We start from the raw sequence: 15,974 nt of genomic DNA on the forward strand, positions 1-15,974 counted from the left end.
AAAACTACGTTCTTCTTTCGCCACACGAAATTTAATCTGCACATTTCTTTTTTATTATTCATTTCCTTTTCGTTTCATAGATAATTTATTCATAATAAAAAAGCAGTTATACTGCTTTTTGGTTATCTGGCGTCCTCGAGGTGATTCGAACACCCGATCTATCGCTTAGGAGGCGATTGCATTATCCGGCTATGCTACGAGGACATCTCTTAACTATTATACACCTTTTTATTTGTATGCATATAGGAAATAAGAAAAGAAACTTCTGTTAGTGCAAAACCTATTGAGATAAGAACAGTAGAAAAAGCTGCCAGAGAAAGATAAATATGTCCTATTGCTGATAAAATAAGGCATAATATCATGATTATTTTTAATAATCCTACTTGCGTATAAAGAAAAATAAAGCCATAAACAGAAGCAGAGAATACTAATAAGATATTAGGAAGTCCATATCCTAAAGGATTAATAATATATGCATGAGAAGGATATGGCACTTTTAATAAATACATAAGTACCATAGATATAACGACCATCATGAATGTATTGATAAAAAACAAAAGTCTTACTTTCTTATGAGAAAAAAATATATATATAATAAAACAGATCAAACAAACAGGTCCGGAGATAATAAAGTAATCTAAAGCCTGACCGCTATTAATAAACGAACCTCTTAATAAATAATATATAAAATGATCTATAACTCTTATAAAATATAGTAATATACCGGCTATAAATATTAATAGACAGATAGTTTTAGCTTTCATGATGCTCCCTCTTTAAATATCCGTCAAAAACCACATAAACCAAATAGTATAATATAACAGATATAATACCGGCAGCTAATGCATCCATAATAGAGTGCTGTTTTACAAACATTGTTGAGAGAGTAATAATAACCGCACTCATGATTGCAAAAGTATACATAAGGTAATTGTTCTTAAAATATTTTGATTTAATTAAAACTATAGCACAGCCAATAGAATTTAAAACATGGATACTTGGAAAAACATTTGTAGGCTTATCAGCCGTATAAACAATATTAAGAAAAAATCTTTCCAAATAGTTCCCTGATATAACAGCAGGGCGATAATCAAATGTCGTCGGGAAGAATGTAAATATAATAAGACAGATTGTCATACCGCCAAACATAAAGGCACAGCATTTATAAAATTCATCTTTATCATAAAAGAATACAAAGAGAAAAGTTGCCGCCACAAATATGAACCAATACATATAAGCAAAGATAAAAATCGGTTTAAATGAAATCATACTGTCTAATGTAACATGCATATCAAAGAATCGTGATGGATCCCTTTGCTGAATACCAAAATACCATGGCAAATAAAAAATAAAATAGACAACAACTATCCATACATGTTTATATTTATTTATAAGTTCTTTTAATTTATTCATATAATCACCTTTTGCCCATACTAACAAAAAAAGATGCTCTTATCAAGCATCTTTATTTCCTTATTTTTAAAATATCTTCTTTAGCATGGATCAGATCAGTAATCATATGACAATAAGGTGTCGGTATATTCAATAGATCTCCTTTTTTAGCTACTGCACCATTAATATAATCTATTTCAGTTAAACGATGATTTTGAATAAGATCCTGATGCATTGATGGATAATGACTGCCGGCAACAACTGAAGTATGCATAACATAATCAGTAATAGCCTGTTCATCAAGCTTTACGCCTGTTGCTTCACCGACCATGACAAATTCATGAATAATAGAATGAACTATACGTAATCCCGCTTCACTCGCAAAGAATTCTCCAATTGTACAGTCTTCTAATGCACAAGTAGAATTCATTGTTCCATTGACACATGCTTTTCTCCAAATTGATGGAAGCACATCAGCATCATAAGTAACATTAAGATGGGCTTTATTTAATACTTCTACAATCTTTAATGCTTCACTTTCTCCCTTAGGATCAATAGATTGCAGATTAACAGCTCCTGTACTTGTCAGTAAAACAGTACCCGGAGTCTTTAACCCTGCTGTCCAAACTGTAACACCCATTAAGATATTATGTTCCGGAATATATTTCTTAATAACATCTTCATGACCTAATCCGTTAAGCAGACACAATACTTTAGTATCCTGATCAATCACCTGTCTGATTTTTTCAAGCATATCAGGGAGCTGCATAGCTTTAGTAAACAAAATAACAAGATCCGCTTTTCTCGATGCTTCTTCCGGTCTCATAATGGGAATATGAACACAGTCTTCCTGATCTCCAATAATCTTCAAACCATTTTCCTGAATAGCTTTGATATGATCTTCCCACATATCTAATAGGACAACTTCCTGATCGGCTTTGTATAACTGGTAACCAAAACGACAGCCCATAGCTCCGCTTCCTGCAATATAAGTAAACATAATTTAACCTCTTTTCCTAACCATTGAATGTAAAAATTTCTTTTTTATAAAGATGTAATACATCACATAATACTTTATTAACAGCATATCCGACTGCAAATGGAATGACCAGCCATGCCACAATCATCATAATCACATTAATATTACCTGCATTTAAGGCTGCTAACGGGGATACTAACCCAACAAATCCGAATCCCGCTGAAGCAGGTGTCCCCATCATATTTAAAAGCGGAACAGTCAATGAGCTGATCGCCGCTGTTAATGCTACCGGAATTCCCATTACCGGATTAGTTAGGAAATTAGGCATCATCATCTTCATACCGCCCAAACCGATTGCAAGTGGGACACCCGGCTTATTAACCCTGGCACTAGCCCATACAAGTAATGCAGCTGCTGAAGCAACACCCATTCCGGCAGCCGCTGAGGATGTACCTGTTAATCCGATTGCAAGTCCAATTGCGACAGTGGAAATTGGAGAAATAATAATAATTGAGAATGACATAGAAATCAAAATACTCATTAAGATAGGCTGTAATTTAGTAAATGAATTAATACCCTGCCCAATAAATGAAGTAATCATAGATACATAAGGTAATGTCAATGTTCCTATATAACCTACTCCAAATCCTACAATAATAGGCAATAAAACAAGATTCAGTGATCCTAATTTTTTTCCTATTGCCTTAACCACAAGAACCGCAAGAGCAGCTGTCAGCATGGTATTGATTACATCACCAATACCGGCCAGCTGAAATAAATAAGTCTGTTTGCCGGACATTAATACTTCTACATACTTCCATGCTCCTGAGCCAATATAAGCAGCACCGCCAATACATGATGCCTGAATCGGATTAAGATTAAACTGCATCGCAATCAGATAGCCGGCCATAATTGGCGTGAAGAACTGAAAGACCTGTACAATATGAAGCCATGATGCAAACAATGTCTGTGAAGCAAATGGCTTTAAGAATGTTGCCAGTATCGCATTTGGAATTAATGCGACCACTATCGCAATAGTTGTTCCATTAAGAATTTTTAAAATAAATGATCCTATGGAACCTCCTTTTTTCGTTTCTGACATAAAAAACCTCCCTTGATAGTCAATACACTACCAGAATTAGTATACTCTTACTTTTATAGAAACTAAAATAAAATGATAATTTTTAGTAAAAAAGACAATCATCATCAGATTGTCTAATTAAAACCAAATATTTTCTGAGCCATACTATATCCATAAGAAAGTATCTTATTGCCTATACTTCCTTTTAATCTCATTGCATGACCTAAAATAGTTCTTCTGACTGCTTTATAAACAGCAGGATTCTGAGTTTTCATATAATCCCAGAATTCATCTCTTTTAGCCAGATTCTCTTCTGTTCCGCTCTTTACTAATAGGACTGTTGTAACAGTAGAAATCATTGTCAGATAATGAATCATATAATTTCTCATCTTTCTTGATTTAAGCTTAGAAACATCAACAGAATCAATCATTCTCTTATTCACTTTAATCTGCTGATCAATGCGTCCAATCATTACCTTTTCATTAACAGACTGATCTTCTCTGCCAATATAATAATGATATAAGTCAACATCCAAATAATACATCGTCTTAACAAAAGGCAATGGTTCATAAACAAATAAATTATCTACATAGAAAGTATGCTTTGGCAAATTTAATCCGCTATTTCTAAGCATAGATGTACGATAAATAACTGAATGCATAAGAATATTCTGTGAAGGAAGAAAATGCTTCATGTCATACCATCTAAATACTCTTCCTACAGGCATACAATTCTTATACTTAATCACTTTCTGACTATTCTTGCTTGGCTTATCATAAATATAATTAACAATCATCATATCGATAGGTTCTTTAAATGACTTTAAAGTTTCTATTACCTTTATCAGAGAATCCTCATCAAACCAGTCATCACTATCTAAAACCTTAAAATATTCACCGGATGCATATTTCATACCGGTATTAACTGCTTCTCCATGACCGCCATTCTCCTGATGAATACAGCGGATAATTCCGGGATATTTTTCTTCATATTCATCACCTATTTGAGCTGTATTATCTTTAGAACCATCATCAATAATTAGAATCTCAATATCATCTTTTACACACAAGAGATGATCAATCGCATGATTCATATATTCTTGACTATTATAACAAGGAATCGCAACTGTTAATAATTTCATATTTATCCTCCAATCTACTACTTATGAAACAATACCACATAATGATAAGATACTTCAAGTAGATTGGTTTATTTCTTTGAATACATCACTTTCTCTTTTAAAATATTTGCGTTATAATAAATAAGTATATTTTAAGGAGACCCACTATGGAAAATAAAATTATCATACGTCAGAAAAAATTCTATACAGTCTTTTCTAAACTGTTAATAGGAGTATTATCTATCAGCCTTCTTTCTATTCTTATTAGTCTATTTTTAGCGATTCCAACAGGATACAAAATAACAGGTATTCTTGGCATAATAGTGATTGTCTGCATACTTTATTTTATTTATTATTATTCTTTTCTAAAAATATCTATTGATCAAAAGAGTCTGTTTTTTAATAATCAGGAAATCTTATTAAAAAATATCTCTTTTACTCAAACAGATGCTTTCTTTATTATCAATAAGAAAAGACTTCCAATCATGCTTTATGAAATGAATGATCTGAATACCTTAGTTCATATCCTAGAAGAACATGGGATAGATATTCATATCAGAGAAGATCATTCATTTATGGCTGATAATAAAGTTATGACAGGTATACTGGTTAGCTTTGCGATTATTGACTGGTTCTATATTTTAACTGTTTATACAATGTTATATAAATATCTTATTGTATGCGGTATTCTTACTTTTATTCCTGTCTTATTTGTTTTATATTACTACTTTAGATGTTTACTAAAAGGTCATTTTGATACTCTTATCAAACAGCGTACCAATATTTTTATGACTTTATTTCTTCCTGTTATCGCAGGATGGATCGCCATTTACAAAAACTATTCATTAGATCAAATCAAGCCGATCCTGTATCTAAGTGCCGCTATTATTATCGTTTCTTATCTCATTTATTATATGATAAATAGACTTCTTTCTACTACTAAAGATATGCTGATTATTTGCTTTATTGTTGCTTTCCTGCCTTTATCATTTATCTGGGCTAATGATACCTTGCCTGCTGTAAAAAGACAATCACAGGATTATACGCTTGTTTTTAAATCCGGAATGAGTTCACGCTTTGGCAATACTTATCAGTTTACTGTAAAAATGAATAATAAAAAAAAGGTAATTAATGTTTCAAAAAAAGTATATGATTCTTATAAGAATAAAGATACGATTTCGGTAACTACTACTACAGGAGTATTTGGTATGGAAAGTCTTGAAGTTAAAGAAAAAAAGTGATTACTCACTTTTTAAGAGATTCAAGAAATCATGTTCTTTAATAATATGTAAATCCTGTCCTTCATTAATAAGATGAAGGGCTTTTTTTACTTTACGGTTATGCTGACTATATCTGATTTTCTTAAAATCAATATCCCCTATCACCAGATAATCAGTATGTGTATTCACATCTCTCGAAACAAATAAATGTGCTTCTTTAATATAATCATCTATAATGTCTTTATCACTTGCTAATTCACCCGCAAAAGTAACACAGCTTAATGATAAAGGATGTGAATACAGATGATTTGAAACATCAGCAAGATCCGGAGAAATGATATTACGATAATAGTTAGTTTTCATTTCTCCTAAAGCCAAATAATTCTTCTGATGAAAATCAGTAAGACTCTTATAACCATACTTATTCATCATTGCAAGATAGATTTGTGTACATGCCAATGCATCATCTAAGGCATTATGTGCATGAACAATAGGAATATGAAAATACTGACAAAGTTCTGTAATATTGTATTTTGATAATTCAGGTTCAAGAATATGAGCAATCACATTTGTACATGACATATAAAGATGAGGATAAGAAATATGTTCTCTTCTTAATACTGCTCTTAAATGAGACATATCTGACTGGACATCATGTGATAAAACAATCTGTCCTTCAAAATAAATAGATATCTCTTTCCATACTTCTTTAAAGCTTTTTGCTTTTTTTAAGTCTCTTGGTCTAATATGATGAATTTCATAACGAAAATAATCAAAAGACATATTCTGAGGTTTAATAAGTGAATAATACTGTTTAATAATTTGCTGATCTTTTAAAACAATAATACCAATTGAACAGATACTTGCCGGGTCATTATTTAAAATCTCAATATCAAAAAATGTGAGCTGTTCCATTAGAGTCCTACAGCTTTCTTAGCAAGCTGATCAGCCAATTCGTTATAGGTATCCCCGCTATGAGCTAAGACTTTTACAAATTCAATACGAATCTTCTTTTGAGCTTCCTGCATAAATAATGCATAAGATTTTGTTCCTGTCTTATAAGCCTGCCATTCTCCTGTTGCCCATTTTTCAATACCCATATAATCATAATATATCACAATCATCTCATATCCATGACTGATAGCCCAGCTGACTGCACATTGTGATCCTGCTATCTCACCGGCAACATTTCTCATAGAAACATAATCAGGATGATCCCCTTTGCCCATAAACTGCTTAATAACTTTCTGTCCTTCTATCAAAACCGCTCCATAACCATAGAGATGCTTTTTAGGATGAAAACTGCCATCTACATAAGCAATAATACCATCAATTACATTTGTTTTCTGATAATCATTAAGAAAGTTTTCAGCTTCTCTTTTTGAAGCAAATGATTTATAAACAGCTCCTGAAAATCCGTTAATCTGTTTCTTTGTTTCATCCCATGATATATATATTCCCGGAACTCTTCCTTTTTTTACAGCATAGTATTTCACATAATCACTCTCCAATAGACATAATAAAAAGATTTTCCTTCTTTGTCTAGTATAATTAATTTTAAGTTTGTATAATATAAATAGTGAGGTATAGTTATGAAAATAGAAAATAGATTTTTAAAATACATTAGTTTTGATACACAATCTGATGAATCATCTTCATCTAATCCTTCTACCGCAAAGCAGAAAGTATTAGGGGATTTTTTAGCTGAAGAGATGCGTATACTAAAATTTGAGAATGTTGTTATGGATGAATATGGAATTGTTTATGGAACTATTCCGGGTAATACTGATAAAGGTGATGTTATTGGGTTTATTGCTCATATGGATACATCTCCTGAGACATCCGGTTTAAATGTTAATCCTCAGGTTATTAGAAATTATGATGGTTCAGTTATTACTATTAATGAAGAACTTAATATGTATTTAGATCCCTTAGAGAATCCTGAACTCAATCATTTACTTCATCATGATCTGATTACAACAGATGGAACAACCTTATTAGGCGCAGATGATAAAGCGGGCATTGCTATTATTATGAGTATGGCAGAATATTTATATCGCCATCCTGAATTTAAGCATAATGATATTAGAGTTGCCTTTACCTGTGATGAAGAAATTGGCAGAGGCAGTGATCATTTTAATATTGAAAGATTTCATGCTGATTATGCTTATACAGTAGATGGCGGTGATATAGAAGAATTCAGTTATGAAAATTTTAATGCCTATAAAGCAGATATCATTATTACTGGTAAGAATGTTCATCCGGGAGCTGCTAAAAATAAGATGATTAATGCTTTAACACTAGCTAGAGATTTTGATGTTCTATTAGGTGATATTCATCGTCCTGAACACACTGATAATTATGATGGCTTTTATCATCTTATAAATATGTCCGGTGATGTATCACATGTCTCTATGCATTATATCTTAAGGGAACACAATAAAGAAAAACTCTATCAGTTGATTGCTAATATGGATAAAGCCAAAGAATATCTCAATGATATTTATGGAGAAAGAATCTCTATACATTATACTAAACAATATGAGAACATGAGAGAAATCATAGAATCCTATCCTCATATTACGAAACAAGTAGAAATAGCTATGCTTGATAATAATATGACTCCTCATATTAATCCGACAAGAGGAGGTACTGATGGAGCTATGCTGTCATTTAAAGGACTTCCTTGTCCTAACCTGGGAACCGGAGGATATAATTACCATGGACCTTATGAATTTGTTTCTATCACCTCTATGAAAAAAGGCGTTGAGCTTTTATTAACTATAATTAAAAATAATGTGAGAGGTTAAACAATGAAATGTCTATTTGTGATTAATCCTATTTCCGGAACAAAAGCATTCCAGAGAAAACTAGATAAATTCATAGGTCAGCTGATATTAAAAACATCTGTACATACAATTGATACTTTCTTTACTCACAAGAAGAATGATGCTTATCATAAATGTGCTTCTTTAAAAGAAAATGAATATGACTTTATTGTTTCAGTGGGTGGAGATGGAACTGTCAATGAAGTTATGAGCGGTCTTATTAAAAGCAACTCTCATATTCCTTTAGCTCTTTTAGCAGCCGGTACAGTCAATGATTTTGCGACATATCTTAAGCTTCCTAATACCCCTGATGCTTTTGCATCAATGATTAATAAATTTACTATTAAAGAGATTGATGTAGGACAGATTTCTAATGATTGTTTTGCAAATGTTGTTGCCGGAGGAATGTTTAGTGATATCGGTTTTCAGGTTACCAAGGAAGAAAAGAATACTTTTGGACCTTTAGCTTACTATTCAGCAGCTATCTCTAAGTTGCCTACTCAGCTTTCTATTTCTCTTGGCTTAAAGATTACTGCTGATAATTATTATTTTGAGGAAGATGCTTCTTTATTTCTTATTACGAACTCTTCTAATGTAGGTGGATTTAAAGATATTACACCACAGGCCAGTGTTGAAGATGGCTTACTTGATCTATTTATTATTAAGAAATGTAATGTTGCTGAACTATTAAATTTATTAAAAGATTATAAACTGAATGTTCATACCAAGAATCCTATGATTCATTATATTCAGGCACATACTATTCATATAGAATGCGATCAGGATATTATTTATGATATTGATGGAGAACAGGGAAAAGGCTTTCCTATAGACGTTAAATGCCTTCCTCATGCAATCCAATTAATCATACCGGGAGATTAATATGAAACTCTATAAATATACAAATATCGATTATGCAATAAAAGCTTTAGAATATGGTATTTATGCCGGCAGACTCAATCAGCTTAATGATCCTTATGAAGGTGAAGGTATATTATATCCTGAAAGCTATCGTATCTGTTCTCTTACTTCTTCATCTAAAGCTATGCTAATGTGGGCTTATTATGGCTATCATAGAGAATGCTGTATTGGCTATCATATTGCTGATGAGCATGTCAGAAAAGTTATATATACTTCTGATTATTATGATCATATTGATATGACAAATGAAGAACTCATTGAGAATCTTTATTGCAAAGCTAAAGAGTGGAATCACGAAAATGAATATCGTATCATCTGTCATACTTCTCAGTATGATCCTTCTCTCTGGTTCAATAATGAAGAGAATTATTATTTTAAAGCAAGACCTTTTGAGATTACTTTTGGACTCAATACAAACTTTAAAGAAGAAAGAGTCCAAAAGCTGTTAAATTATATTTTAGAACATAAAGATAATCTTAAAGTTAATAAATGTAGACTCAGTCATAAAAAATATGAGATTGTTTATCATAAGCAATTTGATTTTAAAAAAGAAATTATTAAATAAAAAAACTTCATATGAAGTTTTTTTATTTATCCTCCAATGCCTGTTTAGCAAGAGCTAATGAGCCGCATAGACCGGCATTATCTCCCAGCTTCGGCCATACAATATAGTCAGAATCAGTCAGTTCTTTCTTTTGAATATAACCTTCAAGAAACTGATTCATATATTTTTGAATCATCGGAAACAAATGACTCTGATGCATAACGCCGCCACCTAAAATAATCTTTTTAGGAGAAAGTATCAATACCACATTAGCAAGTGCCTGTCCAATATAATAAGCTTCTAAATCCCATGCCGGATGATTTATATCGAGTTCTTTAGCTGATATTCCCCATCTCTCTTCAATAGCCGGTCCGGCTGCCAGCCCTTCAAAGCATGTAGCATGATATGGACATTTTCCCTTATAATGATCATCTTTTCTAACAATCAGTTTCATATGACCCATTTCCGGATGAAGCAGTCCATGAAGAAGTTGTCCTTCAACATAAGCACCTCCGCCAATACCAGTTCCAATAGTAAAGTACACAGCACTATCCAATCCCTTGGCACTGCCAAAATAAACTTCTCCTAGACATGCCCCATTGACATCTGTATCAAAACCAATAGGTATTTGAGGGAAAGCTTTTTTTAAATCTCCAATTACATTATAATTGGCCCATCCCGGTTTTGGTGTTGTAGTTACATAGCCATAAGTTTGACTGCTTTTATCCGGATCAATTGGACCAAAACAGCCAAATCCGATTGCTTCTATATTCTTATCCTTAAAATAATCTACACATTTCTGCATTGTTTCCTTTGGTGTCGTAGTTGGAAAAGATACTCTTTCTATAATAGTCCCATTCTCATCCCCAATACCTGCTATAAATTTTGTTCCACCACCTTCAATTGCTCCTAATCTCATTACTGTTACCTCCATCTATACTTATTTTAATCAGCTTTGAATTTTTTGTAAAGATATAAAAGAGAACCTAAGTTCTCTTATATTCGTTATATTCATCACAATGCAGCCTTTTTTTAGCATTCTCTACACGTTCTTTAGTAGGAGGATCAATACCTTCTAAAGGATAATCTAAGCCTAATTCCTTCCATTTATAAATACCTAATGTATGATAAGGAAGAACTTCTACTCTTTGAATGTTAGTAAGCGTTTGCATAAATATATAAAGACTATCTAAATCTTCATCATAATCAGTTCTTTGTGGAACCAGAACATGTCTTATCCATATAGGTTTATGAATAGAAGATAGATACTGACACATATCCAATATATTTTTATTGGATTGAGTCGTTAAAGTTATATGTCTATCATCATTAATTTCTTTGATATCTACTAATAATAAATCAGTATATTTCATTAATTCTTCAAACTTCTTAAACCATTCACCGGTTCTGGTAAAGCATCCTCCGCTAGTATCAATACAAGTATGTACATTCTTTAATTTGAGCTTCTTAAACAATTCAATTAAGAAATCCATCTGTAATAAAGGCTCACCGCCAGATACCGTGACACCGCCATCACTTCCCCAGTAAGTATGATACCTCATTGCTTGATGATAAACATCTTCTGCTGTTCTTTCCTCATACCTGGAAGACCCCCAAGTATCAGGATTATGACAAAACTGGCATCTTAAAGGACAGCCATGTAAAAATAATACAAATCTGATACCGGGGCCATCTACCAATCCAAATGTTTCTATTGAATGCACACGTCCGATCATCTCTTTCACCTCTTGGCAATTATACTAAATATATACCAAAAATAAAAGTATTTTACATACTAAAAAAGGCTGATAAACAGCCTGAAACCCGGAATATATTCCGGGTTTTAAGATTACATATGATCGTGACAAGTTCTGGCAATAACATCTAATTGCTGTTCTCTTGTTAAATCGATAAACTTAACAGCATAGCCAGATACACGAATTGTAAAGTTAGCATATTCTTCTTTTTCCGGATGTTCCATGGCATCAATAAGTTTTTCTGTACCAAAGACATTCACATTTAAGTGATGAGCACCCTGTTTGAAATAACCATCCAATACAGAAACCAATTTATAGTTTCTTTCTTCAAAATCATGCCCTAATGCATCAGGATTGATTGTCTGAGTATTAGAAATACCATCTAATGCATATTCATAAGGCAATTTAGCTACAGAGTTCAATGAAGCTAATAAACCATTCTTTTCTGCTCCATAAGCCGGATTAGCCCCCGGTGATAAAGGCTTTCCTGCTTCTCTTCCATCAGGAAGAGCACCTGTATATTTACCATAAACAACATTTGAAGTAATTGTAAGTATAGATGTTGTAGGTTCGGAATCTCTATATGTATGATGTTTCTTGATTTTAGTTAAGAAAGTCTTTAAGAGCCATATAGCAATGTCATCCGCTCTATCATCATCATTACCATATCTTGGGAAATCCCCTTCAGTAATATAATCAACAACTAAGCCTGTTTCATCTCTTACTGTCTTTACTTTTGCATATTTAATAGCTGAAAGTGAATCAACAACATGAGAGAATCCGGCAATACCGGTTGCGAATGTACGTCTTACATTAGTATCAATTAAAGCCATTTCAGCTGCTTCATAATAATATTTATCATGCATATACTGAATAGCATTTAATGTATTTACATATAATCCGCTTAACCATTCAAGCATCTGATCATATTTTTCCATAACTTCATCATAATCTAAATATTCAGAAGTAATTGGACGATACTTAGGCGCAATCTGCTCCTTATTCATTTCATCAACACCGCCATTAATAGCATATGTTAGTGCTTTTGCAAGATTAGCTCTAGCACCAAAGAACTGCATTTCTTTACCGGTTTGAGTTGCTGAAACACAGCAGCAAATTGAATAATCATCACCCCATACAGGTCTCATAACTTCATCATTTTCATACTGGATTGATGATGTATTAATAGAAATCTTAGAAGCATATTTTCTAAAGTTTGTAGGTAAAGCTACAGTATATAATACTGTTAAGTTTGGTTCAGGTGAAGGACCCATATTTTCTAATGTATGTAAGAAACGGAAATCACTCTTAGTGACTAAGGAACGTCCATCCATACCCATACCGGCTACTTCTAATGTAGCCCATACCGGATCACCGGAGAATAATTCATTATATGATGGAATACGAGCAAACTTAACCATTCTGCACTTCATAACAAAGTGATCAATTAATTCCTGTGCCTGTGCTTCAGTAAGACTTCCATTTATTAAATCTCTTTCAATATAAATATCTAAGAAAGTAGAAACTCTTCCTACTGACATGGCTGCACCATTTTGAGTCTTAATAGCAGCTAAATAGCCAAAATATAACCACTGTACTGCTTCTCTTGCATTTTTAGCCGGTTTAGAAATATCATAGCCGTAAATAGCAGCCATTTCCTTCATACCTTTTAATGCTCTTACCTGTTCAGCAATTTCTTCTCTTAATCTGATGACATCATCTCTCATTTCACCATCGCCGCAGTTATTATAGTCTTTAACTTTTTCTTCTACTAAAAAGTCAATACCATATAATGCTACTCTGCGGTAGTCACCAACAATACGTCCACGTCCATAAGTATCAGGTAATCCTGTAATTACATGTGAATGTCTTGCTTTCTTCATTTCCGGTGTATAAACATCAAAAACTGCCTGGTTATGAGTCTTATGATACTGAGTGAAGATCTCATGTAGCTTTTCACTTGGTGTATAGCCATAAGTTGTACAGGCCTGTTCTGCCATACGAATCCCACCATAAGGCATAAATGCTCTTTTTAATGGCTTATCAGTCTGCAATCCAACAACTTTTTCTAAATCTTTCAGTTCTTCATCAATATATCCCGGACCATAAGCAGTTAAGCCAGAAACAACTTCCGTTTCCATATCAAGAACGCCGCCCTTAGCACGTTCTTCTTTCTGAAGCTGCTGTAACTTACTCCATAATTTGTTTGTAGCATCAGTAGGACCTGCTAAGAATTCTTCATCACCTGTATATTCAGTATAGTTATTCTGAATAAAATCACGTGTATTTACTTCATCTTTCCACGCACTGCCATAGAATCCAGCCCATTCTTCTGCAAAACGTTCTGTTTTGTTCATTGAAATATCCTCCTATCATTTAGTAAAGCCCTTACACAATGGATAAAAACCATTATCAGCTTTAGAACACGGTAATATTAACATTTTCAAATGAAATTGTAAACGGTTATGCATTAAAAAGACTGTAAATAAATATACAGTCTAACAATTACTATAATTCTTTTTTAGTATATTCAGCAATATCTTCAGAAGCTTTTCCAAAGATAAGAGTCACCTTATCATTAGCCATAACAACACCTGTTGCTCCAAGTGATTTAAGCTTTGCTTCATTTACTCTGCTAACATCAAATAAAGTAACTTTCACTCTACTCTTATCAGGACGAACACTTTTAATATTGTCTGCTCCTCCTAAAGCTTCTATAAAGCCTTGAATATCAATCGGTGATTCTTTCTCTTTATTTCTAGGTATAAGAAGAAAATAGAGACATACAACTAATAGTATAACCGCAATAATAATATATAAAATATAATCATTCATGATGATTCCTCCTTTTTATTGAAGTATTTTCAATTTATAGTATACTATAGACGAATTCAAATGAAAATAAAAAAGTCAGGAGGTGCCTTGTGAAAATCATCGAAGACTTTCTAAAAAAATATCCTTTGCTGGATATTCTGCTTGTTCTTTGCTTTATTAGCTGTTTTGCGATTCTTAATGCAGCTCCTATTATGTATAACATAGCATCACCTTATACTTTATGGATTAAGCAACTCTTATACTATATCATTGGAGCAGGCATATGCTTTGGCGTTTATAAAGCCGGCAAGGATACATTCTACAATAATATAAAAGTATTATACTGGACATTTATGATCTTATTGATTATTTTAGGAGTAGATCATCAGATTTATTCAAGATTGGGTATCAGTATTGTTCCTACTCAACTGATTCCTCATATTAATGGTGCAACATCATGGTATACTATTCCCGGTTTCTCTTTTCAGCCTTCTGAATTCATGAAGATTTTTATGGTCGTCTATCTAGCAAAAATGACTGCTGAATACTGGTCAAATAATCTTATTCGTACAACAGAAAGTGAAATCAAGTATATCTGGGAAGTATTTAAAATTGCTTTTCCCCCTGCATTTCTGATTCTATTACAGAATGATTCGGGAGTTATGCTTATTTTTGCGAGTGCTGTATTCTTTATTCTTTTATCCAGCGGTTTAAATAGAAAATGGTTTATTTTTGTATTTACATTAATTGGTGTTGTGATTGCTGTAATGGCTTATTTATTTGTTTATTATAATGGTATCTTTACATCAATTATTAAAGGACATACTTTAAACAGGGTTTATGGCTGGTTGGATCCTGAAGGAACTACCGGAAATCAGGGAATGCAGCTTTGGTTCTCATATTTATCTTATGGAACAGGAAGCTGGTTTGGTCATGGCTTTCAGGCTATTGTTAAGAAATTTCCGGAAGCTCAGACAGACTTTATCTTTGCGGTTATTACTACCAACTATGGCTATATTGCTGGGTTTATCACTCTCGCAAGTATTATTGCTTTAGATGTAACTCTCCTAAGAATCGGCTTAAAATCAGAGAATCTAAAAGATAAGCATTTTACAATGGGAATTATCGGATGTCTTATTTTCCAACAGGTATGGAACATTGGTATGATTTTAGGTTTATTGCCTATTACCGGTATTACTCTTCCATTCTTATCCTATGGCGGATCTTCTTTATTGTCATATATGATTGCAATGGGATTCTTCTTAGACATGGATTACCAGAATAAAATTACTGATACCAGTCATAAGAACTACTAGC

Annotated in this window: 16 protein-coding genes and 1 tRNA gene; 5 read left to right on the forward strand and 12 right to left on the reverse strand. The window is 32.8% G+C overall.

From position 1 onward, the window contains the following. Positions 1 to 127: 127 nt before the first annotated feature. From HMPREF9943_RS08605 to HMPREF9943_RS08630, 6 genes are all read right to left on the reverse strand, one after another. Positions 128 to 204: transfer RNA gene (locus HMPREF9943_RS08605), tRNA-Arg, on the reverse strand. A gap of 5 nt (positions 205 to 209) precedes the next feature. Beyond that, on the reverse strand, positions 210 to 764 hold the full coding sequence (locus tag HMPREF9943_RS08610; RefSeq protein ID WP_004804030.1) for a hypothetical protein: 555 nt from the start codon (positions 762 to 764) through the stop codon (positions 210 to 212). Then, positions 754 to 1,413 (reverse strand): phosphatase PAP2 family protein, encoded by a 660-nt coding sequence (locus HMPREF9943_RS08615; protein ID WP_040402819.1) that lies wholly within the window; start codon positions 1,411 to 1,413, stop codon positions 754 to 756. Before HMPREF9943_RS08615 ends, HMPREF9943_RS08610 begins: the two co-directional genes overlap by 11 nt. Positions 1,414 to 1,465: 52 nt before the next feature. Further along, entirely contained in the window at positions 1,466 to 2,392 is a 927-nt protein-coding gene (locus tag HMPREF9943_RS08620) for a 2-dehydropantoate 2-reductase (RefSeq protein ID WP_004804034.1), read from the reverse strand. Positions 2,393 to 2,408: 16 nt separating this feature from the next. Continuing rightward, the gene (locus HMPREF9943_RS08625; protein WP_004804037.1) at positions 2,409 to 3,473 is read right to left on the reverse strand and encodes a PTS sugar transporter subunit IIC; all 1,065 of its coding nucleotides are present in this window, start codon (positions 3,471 to 3,473) and stop codon (positions 2,409 to 2,411) included. A 113-nt stretch (positions 3,474 to 3,586) separates the two neighbouring features. Further along, entirely contained in the window at positions 3,587 to 4,594 is a 1,008-nt protein-coding gene (locus HMPREF9943_RS08630) for a glycosyltransferase family 2 protein (RefSeq protein WP_004804039.1), read from the reverse strand. Positions 4,595 to 4,740: 146 nt separating this feature from the next. Here HMPREF9943_RS08630 and HMPREF9943_RS08635 point away from each other — a divergent pair, with 146 nt between their 5' ends. Beyond that, positions 4,741 to 5,814, forward strand: a complete 1,074-nt coding sequence (locus HMPREF9943_RS08635) for a hypothetical protein (RefSeq protein WP_004804041.1) — start codon at positions 4,741 to 4,743, stop codon at positions 5,812 to 5,814. Here the strand turns inward: HMPREF9943_RS08635 and HMPREF9943_RS08640 are convergent, their stop codons facing one another. After that, positions 5,815 to 6,708 (reverse strand): exonuclease domain-containing protein, encoded by an 894-nt coding sequence (locus HMPREF9943_RS08640; RefSeq protein ID WP_004804043.1) that lies wholly within the window; start codon positions 6,706 to 6,708, stop codon positions 5,815 to 5,817. It abuts the gene before it with no gap. After that, the gene (locus tag HMPREF9943_RS08645; RefSeq protein ID WP_004804044.1) at positions 6,708 to 7,289 is read right to left on the reverse strand and encodes a ribonuclease H1 domain-containing protein; all 582 of its coding nucleotides are present in this window, start codon (positions 7,287 to 7,289) and stop codon (positions 6,708 to 6,710) included. Before HMPREF9943_RS08645 ends, HMPREF9943_RS08640 begins: the two co-directional genes overlap by 1 nt. A gap of 96 nt (positions 7,290 to 7,385) precedes the next feature. On the opposite strand from HMPREF9943_RS08645, the gene pepT reads away from it, so the two are divergent. The 3 genes from pepT to HMPREF9943_RS08660 are packed head-to-tail and all read left to right on the forward strand — an operon-like array spanning position 7,386 to position 10,107. Continuing rightward, a complete protein-coding gene (gene pepT / locus HMPREF9943_RS08650; protein ID WP_004804047.1) occupies positions 7,386 to 8,603 on the forward strand; it encodes a peptidase T in 1,218 nt (405 codons plus the stop codon). Between the two features lie 3 nt (positions 8,604 to 8,606). After that, complete coding sequence (locus HMPREF9943_RS08655) at positions 8,607 to 9,503, forward strand: diacylglycerol/lipid kinase family protein (RefSeq protein ID WP_004804048.1); 897 nt, start codon at positions 8,607 to 8,609, stop codon at positions 9,501 to 9,503. 1 nt (position 9,504) lies between these two features. Beyond that, on the forward strand, positions 9,505 to 10,107 hold the full coding sequence (locus tag HMPREF9943_RS08660) for a hypothetical protein (protein WP_004804051.1): 603 nt from the start codon (positions 9,505 to 9,507) through the stop codon (positions 10,105 to 10,107). Between the two features lie 22 nt (positions 10,108 to 10,129). Here HMPREF9943_RS08660 and HMPREF9943_RS08665 read toward each other — a convergent pair whose 3' ends face one another. The 4 genes from HMPREF9943_RS08665 to HMPREF9943_RS08680 form a co-directional block, all read right to left on the reverse strand. Beyond that, positions 10,130 to 11,005, reverse strand: coding sequence for an ROK family protein (locus HMPREF9943_RS08665; protein WP_004804054.1), 876 nt, complete (start codon positions 11,003 to 11,005; stop codon positions 10,130 to 10,132). Positions 11,006 to 11,072: 67 nt separating this feature from the next. Continuing rightward, positions 11,073 to 11,822 (reverse strand): pyruvate formate-lyase-activating protein, encoded by a 750-nt coding sequence (gene pflA / locus HMPREF9943_RS08670; RefSeq protein WP_004804058.1) that lies wholly within the window; start codon positions 11,820 to 11,822, stop codon positions 11,073 to 11,075. 113 nt (positions 11,823 to 11,935) lie between these two features. Continuing rightward, positions 11,936 to 14,200, reverse strand: a complete 2,265-nt coding sequence (gene pflB, locus HMPREF9943_RS08675; RefSeq protein ID WP_004804061.1) for a formate C-acetyltransferase — start codon at positions 14,198 to 14,200, stop codon at positions 11,936 to 11,938. A 151-nt stretch (positions 14,201 to 14,351) separates the two neighbouring features. Then, entirely contained in the window at positions 14,352 to 14,678 is a 327-nt protein-coding gene (locus HMPREF9943_RS08680) for a PTS sugar transporter subunit IIB (protein ID WP_004804063.1), read from the reverse strand. A gap of 89 nt (positions 14,679 to 14,767) precedes the next feature. On the opposite strand from HMPREF9943_RS08680, the gene HMPREF9943_RS08685 reads away from it, so the two are divergent. After that, entirely contained in the window at positions 14,768 to 15,973 is a 1,206-nt protein-coding gene (locus tag HMPREF9943_RS08685; protein WP_004804066.1) for an FtsW/RodA/SpoVE family cell cycle protein, read from the forward strand. Position 15,974: the final 1 nt, after the last annotated feature.

The sequence above is a fragment of the Eggerthia catenaformis OT 569 = DSM 20559 genome (assembly GCF_000340375.1).
Classification (GTDB): Bacteria; Bacillota_I; Bacilli_A; order Erysipelotrichales; family Coprobacillaceae; genus Eggerthia; species Eggerthia catenaformis.